Below are 9,946 nucleotides of genomic sequence, written 5' to 3' on the forward strand. Positions count from 1 at the left end.
TTAATAGTTTGTTATTAATTCAAGGTATTGATTAATAAGTCTATTTTTATTTTGGCATAACTATTGCTTTTACTCCGTGTTCAGAGAGATTTTTGGAGTAATTTATGGATCGCGCACTGTTTCTCGCAATGAGTGGCGCCAAGCAAAATATGCAGGCACTACAATTGCGCGCTAATAACTTGGCTAACGTAAGCACGACCGGATTTCGGGCTGATTTAGCACAGGCTCGCTCAATGCAGGCTTATGGTGAAGGCCATCCTTCACGTGTATTCAGCATGACAGAGCGTCCAGGGCATAACTTTGCTCAAGGTAGCGTGATTACAACAGGGCGTGATCTGGATGTGACGATTGAAGGCCGCGGTTGGATATCGGTACTCGATCACACAGGGAAAGAAGGGTTGACTCGTAACGGCAACCTAAAAGTCGATCAAAATGGCATGCTTACCAACGCAAGTGGTCATTTGGTGCTGGGTGAAAACGATGCGCCGATTACTTTGCCTATTCCTCTCTCCAAAATTGAAATCGGTCGGGATGGCACCATCTCTGTGCTTCCTCAAGGTGCCCCGGCAGAAGAATTCCAAGCGGTTGATCGCATTAAGCTTGTTAAGCCTAATGACCAAAGCTTGTTTAAAGACACCAATGGCTTATTTCGCCATAAAACTCCAAACCAACCTTACGAAGCAGACGCGACTGTTAGCCTCCAGACGGGAGCGATAGAGGGCAGTAACGTGAATGCCGTAGGTGAAATGACCGCATTGATTGACTTACAACGTCAGTTTGAAATGCAAGTCAAGATGATGAGCACAGCTGAAGAAATGGATAAATCTTCAGATTCACTGCTTCGTATGAGTTAACAGAGTTAGAGGTTCACTATGCATCCAGCACTATGGGTAAGTAAAACAGGTTTAGACGCCCAACAAACCAACATTGCCACAATTTCGAACAACTTGGCGAATGCCTCTACTGTCGGCTACAAAAAGAGCCGTGCAGTATTCGAAGATTTGTTCTATCAGAACATCAACCAGCCTGGCGGCCAGTCATCTCAGAACACGGAACTGCCAAGTGGCTTGATGTTAGGTTCGGGTTCTAAAGTGGTTGCGACGCAAAAAGTGCACACGCACGGCAATGCACAGACAACGACTAACGCACTGGACATGATGGTGGAAGGCGACGGTTTTTTCCAAGTGACATTGCCGGACGGCAACATCGGTTATACCCGTAACGGTCAGTTCACGCTCAATGGTGAAGGCACGTTAGTCACGTCGGGTTCTGGCTACCCTGTAGAGCCTGAAATTGTGATTCCAGAAGATGCGATTTCTATTACTGTTGGTACGGATGGTGAAGTGTCGGTTCGCGTCCGAGGTCAGCAAGACAACCAAGTCGTTGGTCAGCTAACCATTACAGATTTTGTTAACCCGGGTGGCCTAGAGCCAATTGGTCAGAACCTTTACTTACCAACGGGTGCCAGTGGCGATCCACAAGAGGGTGTTCCTGGTTTGGACGGTTTGGGGGAAATTCGTCAATCCATGCTGGAAGCGTCCAACGTGAATGTAACGGAAGAGTTGGTCAACATGATCGAAGCCCAGCGCGTTTACGAAATGAACTCAAAAGTGATCTCGTCAGTCGATAAAATGATGAGCTTCGTTAACCAGCAATTGTAACGATTAAGAGCAAGATTTGAGGAGCTCACGATGAAACGTATTTGCCTACTCGCTTTGATTGCTACGATGTCGGGCTGTGCCATGTTGGAACCGATTGAAACGGATGAAGTGACACAAGCAACCACTGTGGTCGACGCAGTAGAAGGCGATAAATCGAAAGAAGAGAGCAGCGGTATTGTAGATACTTTACGTGGTAGAAGTGATCCGGTTGCTGGCGACCCTGCTTGGGCTCCAATTCATCCGAAAAACAAGCCTGAGCATTACGCTGCTGCAACAGGTTCGTTGTTTAGCGCCGAGCACATTACCGATCTCTACGACGATTCTAAACCACGTGGTATTGGCGACATTATTACCGTAACACTGGATGAGACAACCAGTGCGACGAAAAGCGCAAATGCCGATTTATCGAAAACCAATGAAGCGCAAATGGACCCGCTTCAAGTGGGCGGAGAAGAGCTGCAAATTGGCGGAAAATATAATTTCTCTTATGACTTAAACAACTCCAACTCATTTGCAGGTGACTCTTCTGCAAAGCAGAGCAACAGCATCAGTGGTTACATCACTGTTGAGGTGATCGAAGTACTGGCAAACGGCAACCTCGTGATCCGCGGTGAGAAGTGGATGACGCTAAATACGGGTGATGAGTACATACGTTTAAGTGGCACTATTCGTCCGGATGATATTAATTTCGACAACACCATTGCATCAAATCGCGTTTCTAACGCAAGAATTCAGTACTCTGGCACTGGTTTGCAACAAGATATGCAAGAGCCAGGCTTCTTGGCACGATTCTTTAATGTAGCGCTATAACACGCCGTGCTGACGGCAATTTGACTGCAAGAGATAAGTAAGCATGAAAAAACTCCTTTTAGTACTGATGAGCGTTGCTCTGTTTTCTACCGTAGCCCAAGCCGCACGTATCAAAGACGTCGCGCAAGTGGCAGGTGTACGAAGCAACCAACTCGTGGGTTATGGTTTGGTTTCAGGCTTACCTGGTACGGGTGAAGCGAACCCGTTTACAGAGCAAAGTTTCGCCGCCATGCTGCAAAACTTCGGCATTCAGATGCCGCCGGGCACAAAGCCAAAAATTAAAAACGTTGCCGCAGTCATGGTTACGGCAGAATTGCCGCCTTTCTCTAAACCGGGTCAGCAAGTGGACGTGACTGTCTCTTCCATCGGAAGTGCTAAAAGTTTGCGTGGTGGTACGCTACTACAAACGTTCCTCAAAGGTCTCGACGGTCAAGTTTACGCGGTTGCTCAAGGTAACTTAGTAGTGAGCGGCTTCAGTGCTGAAGGCGCTGACGGTTCTAAAATCGTAGGTAACAATCCAACCGTTGGTCTTATCTCTAGTGGTGCGACAGTAGAGCGAGAAATTCCAAACCCATTTGGTCGTGGTGATTACATCACGTTCAACTTGCTTGAGTCAGACTTCACAACGGCTCAACGTATGGCGGATGCTGTAAACAACTTCCTTGGCCCACAAATGGCGAGCGCTGTTGACGCGACATCAGTGCGCGTGCGTGCTCCTCGTGACGTCAGTCAGCGTGTTGCGTTCTTATCGGCAATCGAAAACCTAGAATTCGACCCGGCAGATGGTGCAGCCAAAATCATCGTTAACTCACGAACGGGCACTATTGTAGTTGGTAAGCATGTACGTCTTAAACCAGCAGCAGTAACGCATGGCGGCATGACGGTTGCGATCAAAGAAAACCTGAATGTTAGCCAACCTAACGGCTTTTCTGGTGGGCAAACCGTAGTCGTACCAGACTCGGATATCGAAGTCAGCGAAGAGCAAGGAAAAATGTTTAAGTTCGAACCAGGCTTAACGTTGGATGATTTGGTCCGTGCCGTGAACCAAGTCGGGGCTGCGCCTTCGGACTTGATGGCAATTTTACAAGCATTGAAGCAAGCTGGTGCCATTGAAGGCCAGTTGATCATCATTTAATGGTTAGGAGGTAGGTATAATGAACAATCCTAACGACATTGGTTTTATCCATGACATCAGTTCTCTGGATACTCTGCGTCAAAAAGCAGTGAAAGAGGGAAAAGATGGCGAGCAAGAAGCATTGCATGCGGCTGCTCGTCAGTTCGAATCGATCTTCACCTCCATGATGTTGAAATCCATGCGTGAAGCCAATGAGGGCTTTGAGTCCAACATGATGAACAGCCAAAACGAGAAGTTCTACCGACAAATGTTGGATGAACAGATGGCGAGTGAATTGAGTTCGTCTGGTTCAATGGGACTGGCCGATATGATTGTTAAGCAATTAACGGCTGGGCAAGGGAACGACAAAAAAGAAACGGCTATGCGTGATGCGGCAAACAATGCTGCGGAATATCGTCGTGTTGACCCGAAAAAAGCGCGCGAGATTGAACAGCGCTTGATTGAATCTGGTCAACTATCTCGACCAAGCAATGAACCCACTCGATTCGATTCACCAGAATCCTTTGTTAACTCGATGAAGCCATACGCGGAGAAAGCTGCGAAAGCCCTAGGTGTCGAGCCATCTTTGCTACTTGCGCAAGCCGCTTTGGAAACGGGGTGGGGACAAAAGGTCGTGAAGAACGCGCGTGGCAGCAGCAACAACTTATTTAATATCAAAGCAGATCGAAGCTGGCAGGGTGACAAAGTGACGACTCAAACTTTAGAGTTCCACGATAACACGCCAGTGAAAGAGACGGCAGCGTTTCGCTCCTACTCAAGTTACGAAGACAGCTTTAATGACTTTGTACGATTTTTGAATGACAACCCACGTTACGATACAGCATTGCAGCAACGCGGGAATTCAGAGTCGTTTATTCGCGGTATCCACAGTGCGGGTTACGCGACCGATCCGAATTACGCAGATAAAGTCCTGCAGGTGAAGGATAAAATCGAAAGTATGTAATGTCTCTGCGACAATTTATGACGTTCTCGAAGGCTTGCCATAGTGCAAGCCTTCACTTTATCTGAACATCTACGCCTTTCTATCACTTGGCACATCTTTTGCTTTTAATGTGTCTAGGTGATCGGTTTTGCCGATTTATATTTCGTTTTCGGGGGCATGTATGGCGTCAGATCTTCTGAATGTAGGTACTCAAAGTGTGCTTACTGCTCAGAGACAATTAAACACCACTGGTCATAACATTTCTAATGTTAATACAGAGGGTTATAGCCGTCAGTCTGTTATCCAAGGTACGAATGATCCGCGCATGTTCGGTGGTTCTACCTACGGCATGGGTGTGCATGTGGAAAATGTTCGCCGCTCGTGGGATCAGTTTGCCGTGAATGAACTGAACCTGTCGTCGACCAACAATGCCAACAAAACGGATACCCAAGATAATCTTGATATGCTTTCTAGCATGTTGAGCTCTGTGGCATCGAAGAAAATTCCCGAGAACCTGAATGAGTGGTTCGATGCGGTAAAAACCATGGCAGATACCCCGAACGATTTAGGGGCACGAAAAGTGGTATTGGAAAAGGCGAAAACCTTCTCTGATACATTAAATGATTTCCACGAAACCGTGCGACTGCAATCTGATGTCACCAATAAAAAATTGGATATGGGCATTGAGCGCGTTAATCAACTTGCGTTGGAAATTCGCGATATTCATCGACTGATGATGCGCACCCCGGGCCCACATAATGACCTGATGGATCAGCATGAAAAGCTGGTTACTGAGCTGTCAGAGTACACCAAAGTTACCGTAACCCCACGCAAAAATGCGGAAGGGTTTAATGTTCATATCGGCAATGGACACACTCTTGTTTCTGGCACGGAAGCAAGCCAGCTCAAAATGATCGATGGCTATCCGGATGTTCATCAAAGACGATTAGCAATGGTGGAAGGGAATGGCATTAAAGCGATCAAGTCTGATGATATGGATGGCAAAATCGGCGCTTTACTTGAAATGCGCGACAAACACATCCCACAACTGCAAGATGAAATGGGCCGTTTAGCGACGGGCTTTTCCTACAAAATTAATCAGCTGCAATCTCAAGGTCTGGATCTCAACGGTAAGATAGGTAAAGACGTATTTACCGACGTGAACTCTGAGCTGGTGGCAAAATCTCGAGTTTTTGCTGCGCCTGACTCCCAAGCTGATGTTGCGGTTTACATCGAGGACATTTCCGCGATCAAAGGTGGTGAATATTCGCTGCGTTATGATGGCGATCAATACAGCGTGACAACACCGAAAGGTGAGCAAATGTCGTTGAACATCGACCGTTCGGATTCGTCGTTTGTTCTGGATGGTATGAAAGTGCAAATTGGTGAAGGCCTTGCCGCCGGTGAGCGCGTATTGCTACGCCCAACGAGAAGTGGTGCAGCCATCATAAAGATGGAAACCAATGACGCAAAAGCTATTGCCGCACAAAGTTATGAAGCCTCAACCACTTTTGCCCAAGGTAACGCCAAGTTTAAAATTCGTGAGGCGGGGGATGTTAAAGAGTTTGAGGTTACCGTACAACCAGCCGACGAGAAGCATGATAAGCCGTGGTTAAAGATCACGGATAACAAGGGTAATTTACTATCGGACAAATACTCATATCCGTTAGATAAAGATAACCCGATGATTGAAATCTCAGTGCCGAAAAGCCATCCGCTGTATAAAAACGGCGATGCAACCGTGTTTGAGTTGAGCGAAGGCGCACTGATGAATGATAAATTCACCGCAAACTTGGTGCCTTCTGAAGGTGGTAACGGCAACTTGAGAAAAATGCAGAAGATCCAAACAGACAAGATGATGGATGGAAAATCCAGTACCTTGATCGATGTTTATCATAACCTCAATACCGAAGTTGGACTGAAGTCTTCTACAGCAAACCGTTTAGCCTCCGTCGCTCGTTTAGAGCATGAAGCGGCGCAAGAGCGCGTTGCTTCTATTTCTGGTGTTAACCTCGATGAAGAAGCGGCCAACATGATGAAGTTTCAACAAGCGTACATGGCTTCATCACGTGTGATGCAAGCGGCGAATGATACCTTCAATACCATTTTACAACTGAGGTAAGGAGAAGAGATAAGTGCTAACCCGAATTTCTAGTTTCCATAACTATCAGTCCGTACAAAATGATCTGCGTCGTCAAGAGAATAAGGTTCACCACAACCAAGAGCAACTTGCTTCAGGGAAAAAGTTACTGAAACCTAGTGACGACCCCCTCGCTGCGCATTACATCCAAAACATTAGTCAGCAACAAGAACAGCTACAACAATATCTTAGCTCGATAGTGTTGGTGCGTAATCGTCTAGAAAACCACGAAGTTAATATCGCCAATGCGGAGAATTTTGCCGACGAGTCGAAGCGCTTAACGATGGAGATGATTAACGGTGCCTTTTCTGCTGAAGACCGACAAGCAAAGAAGCGTGAGCTAGAGGAGATTGCGAACAACTTCCTTAACTTGGTGAACTCGCAAGATGAATCTGGTAACTACGTGTTTGCTGGCACTAAGCCAAAAAGCCAACCATTTTATCGCGATAAAGATGGTAGCGTGCAATACGCTGGGGACGATTATCAGCGCAAAATGAAAGTCTCCAGCATGCTTGAGATGCCAATGAACGATCCCGGCAGCAAGCTGTTTATGGAGATACCAAACCCATTTGGCGACTATCAGCCGAATTACGATCTACAAAACGGCTCTGAGCTGTTGCTAAACAAAGCCACTAACGTTGACGCGAAGGATGATGCGGCGTATCGCGTGACATTTGTCGATATGAATAACGGCAAATTTGGTTACCAATTAGAGCGTAACGGCAAAGTAGTGGATGCCGATGAGTTTTCTCCAGAGAAAGGGATTGAATACAAAGGCCTGAAAGTGCACGTAAAAGGCCAAATTACGCCTGGTGACAGCATTGAGATCGAAAAGCGGGCAGAGTTCAGCATTTTCGATACCTTCAAGGATGCAATGGCATGGTCAGACAAATCGGTTTCGGATACGTCGGCGACTGCTAAATTGCACCAAATGACAGAAGAATTCCACGCTGCTTTTATCCATTTGAATAAAGCGCGTACAGATGCCGGTGCTCGATTGAGTACGCTGGATATCCAAGAGCAAAATCATGAAGACTTTAATTTGTCTCTCGCAAAAGCGAAGAGCAACTTTGAGGACTTGGATTACTCTAAAGCCGTGATCGAGTTCAGTGAAAACTCGCGAGCGTTACAGGCATCGCAACAAGCATTCGGTAAGACCAAAGATCTAACGTTGTTTAACTACATCTAGTATGACACTCATACACATTGTCTGATTTTGATGCCTTATGTGCAAAGCCTTAAGCGCGATAAGTCGACGTAACCTGAGAGTCTGAGATGTCATGCGGCACGATTTTACCCAAAGCGGCAATGATGCGGGAGGCAAGTCGGGCGGCAACAGGGCAGCGTTCAATACCCTTGGGCTAAGATGAGTCTGACAAACCGGAAATAGCTTAATGATAAAGCTAACTTATTGTTTATTTGATTCTTTTAAAAGTAGTTAAATAATTTACGCAAGTTGGCACACAAATTGTATTGAAAATATCAGAACAGATTTAGAGATTCTAAACCCTGCGTTTAAGGCAGATTTAGCAAGTAACTTTTACGGTCAGTGCTTATCCAAATGAGAGTAAAGCTGGCCGCTTCGCAAAAGCTTGCGAACTCAACAGGAGAGCAAAATGGCTGTAACAGTTAGTACTAACGTCTCCGCGATGACCGCGCAGCGTTACCTAAACAAAGCGACTGATGAATTAAACACGTCGATGGAGCGCTTATCTTCAGGACATAAGATTAACAGTGCAAAAGATGATGCGGCAGGTCTACAGATCTCTAACCGCTTAACTGCACAGTCTCGTGGCCTAGATGTCGCAATGCGTAACGCGAACGATGGTATCTCGATTGCACAAACCGCTGAAGGTGCGATGAATGAGGCAACCTCTGTCATGCAACGAATGCGTGACCTTGCGATTCAATCATCGAACGGTACTAACTCTCCGGCTGAGCGTCAGGCGATCAACGAAGAGTCAATGGCATTGATTGACGAGCTAAACCGTATTGCAGAAACCACTTCATTTGGTGGTCGTCGTCTATTGAATGGCTCATTCGGTGAAGCAGCATTCCAGATTGGTGCGAGCTCAGGTGAAGCCATGATCATGGGACTCACCAGCATTCGTGCGGACGATACTCGCATGGGCGGTGTGACCTTCTTATCTGAAAATGGTAAAGATAAAAACTGGAGCGTTGACCCAGCTAAATCTGACTTGAAGATCACGCTACCAGGTATGGGTGAAGACGAAGACGGCAATGTTGATGATCTAGAAATCAACATTAATGCCAAAGCGGGCGACGACATCGAAGAGCTTGCCACTTACATTAATGGTCAGTCTGATATGATTAATGCGTCTGTAAGTGAAGATGGCAAGTTGCAAGTTTTTGTCGCGCATCCAAACGTTCAGGGTGAGATTTCTATTTCTGGTGGATTAGCATCTGAGCTTGGCCTGAGTGATGAACCTATCAGAACGTCAGTACAAGATATTGATATGACCACGGTACAAGGTTCTCAAAACGCGATTTCTGTGCTGGATTCGGCACTGAAATACGTAGACTCGCAACGTGCAGACTTAGGTGCGAAGCAAAACCGTTTGAGTCACAGCATCAACAACTTGGCGAATATCCAAGAAAACGTTGACGCATCGAACAGCCGAATTAAAGATACAGATTTTGCGAAAGAAACCACGCAAATGACCAAAGCACAAATTTTGCAACAAGCAGGTACATCGATTCTTGCTCAAGCGAAACAGTTGCCAAACTCTGCAATGTCACTATTGCAGTAGTTTACTTAGCCTGTACTCAATACATTCAGACGTGGATGGGAATGCAGGCTTTTGGCAAGCAACTTTACAATAGAATGAGCGGCTCTCTCATCTCTCACCTGCCAATCATTTTCAATGTAAAGTTGCACTCGGTATGCCGGAAATGTGTTCATTTCTCTTGATCTCCACATAGGCTCTGGCGACCAACCTAGCCCCAGTTCTCTCAAAGGAAAAGGGGCTTTTTCTTTTCTAATTTTCACGTCTATCGTCTGCGAACTAACCTTTAATTGTTTCCTTTTGCTGGTTTTCTATACAATTTGGCCCTCTCGGCTCGATTTGTGGAAACTTGAGTACTCTTTCTTACTTTTCTTCAATTTTATTAGCTAAATCTCGCAATGTTATTTTTTTAAACTTTTTTCTAAAGCTTCTGAATTTGGTGTCGTTAATAGAGGTAACTTTGAGAGAACTACTTGGTTTTCCGAGACGTCGGAAACCGCTACACCGGAAAATCAATTGGAGAAATCACCA

General features: G+C 46.0%; 8 protein-coding genes. All 8 read left to right on the forward strand.

What is annotated here, in order from left to right:
• Positions 1 to 104 precede the first annotated feature (104 nt).
• Complete coding sequence (gene flgF / locus R7035_RS22700) at positions 105 to 854, forward strand: flagellar basal-body rod protein FlgF (RefSeq protein WP_258489529.1); 750 nt, start codon at positions 105 to 107, stop codon at positions 852 to 854.
• An 18-nt stretch (positions 855 to 872) separates the two neighbouring features.
• Positions 873 to 1,661, forward strand: a complete 789-nt coding sequence (flgG, locus tag R7035_RS22705) for a flagellar basal-body rod protein FlgG (RefSeq protein WP_213903853.1) — start codon at positions 873 to 875, stop codon at positions 1,659 to 1,661.
• 30 nt (positions 1,662 to 1,691) lie between these two features.
• Positions 1,692 to 2,471: a flagellar basal body L-ring protein FlgH gene (gene flgH / locus R7035_RS22710; RefSeq protein ID WP_005382033.1), complete on the forward strand. Its 780-nt coding sequence runs from the start codon at positions 1,692 to 1,694 to the stop codon at positions 2,469 to 2,471.
• Positions 2,472 to 2,514: 43 nt separating this feature from the next.
• Entirely contained in the window at positions 2,515 to 3,606 is a 1,092-nt protein-coding gene (locus tag R7035_RS22715) for a flagellar basal body P-ring protein FlgI (protein ID WP_005393118.1), read from the forward strand.
• A gap of 16 nt (positions 3,607 to 3,622) precedes the next feature.
• A complete protein-coding gene (gene flgJ, locus R7035_RS22720; protein ID WP_053807678.1) occupies positions 3,623 to 4,549 on the forward strand; it encodes a flagellar assembly peptidoglycan hydrolase FlgJ in 927 nt (308 codons plus the stop codon).
• Between the two features lie 160 nt (positions 4,550 to 4,709).
• Complete coding sequence (gene flgK / locus R7035_RS22725) at positions 4,710 to 6,650, forward strand: flagellar hook-associated protein FlgK (RefSeq protein ID WP_267922825.1); 1,941 nt, start codon at positions 4,710 to 4,712, stop codon at positions 6,648 to 6,650.
• Between the two features lie 13 nt (positions 6,651 to 6,663).
• Positions 6,664 to 7,857, forward strand: a complete 1,194-nt coding sequence (flgL, locus tag R7035_RS22730; RefSeq protein ID WP_005382037.1) for a flagellar hook-associated protein FlgL — start codon at positions 6,664 to 6,666, stop codon at positions 7,855 to 7,857.
• A gap of 427 nt (positions 7,858 to 8,284) precedes the next feature.
• Complete coding sequence (locus R7035_RS22735) at positions 8,285 to 9,439, forward strand: flagellin (protein WP_005382038.1); 1,155 nt, start codon at positions 8,285 to 8,287, stop codon at positions 9,437 to 9,439.
• Positions 9,440 to 9,946 lie beyond the last annotated feature (507 nt).

This window comes from Vibrio sp. 1731, assembly GCF_033339955.1.
GTDB lineage: Bacteria > Pseudomonadota > Gammaproteobacteria > Enterobacterales > Vibrionaceae > Vibrio > Vibrio alginolyticus.

Bases quoted from the DNA above. Each gene is read 5' to 3' on its own strand.
- flgH (WP_005382033.1), top strand. From the start codon at position 1,692: ATGAAACGTATTTGCCTACTCGCTTTGATTGCTACGATGTCGGGCTGT.
- flgK (WP_267922825.1), top strand. From the start codon at position 4,710: ATGGCGTCAGATCTTCTGAATGTAGGTACTCAAAGTGTGCTTACTGCT.
- flgG (WP_213903853.1), top strand. From the start codon at position 873: ATGCATCCAGCACTATGGGTAAGTAAAACAGGTTTAGACGCCCAACAA.
- R7035_RS22735 (WP_005382038.1), top strand. From the start codon at position 8,285: ATGGCTGTAACAGTTAGTACTAACGTCTCCGCGATGACCGCGCAGCGT.
- flgF (WP_258489529.1), top strand. From the start codon at position 105: ATGGATCGCGCACTGTTTCTCGCAATGAGTGGCGCCAAGCAAAATATG.
- R7035_RS22715 (WP_005393118.1), top strand. From the start codon at position 2,515: ATGAAAAAACTCCTTTTAGTACTGATGAGCGTTGCTCTGTTTTCTACC.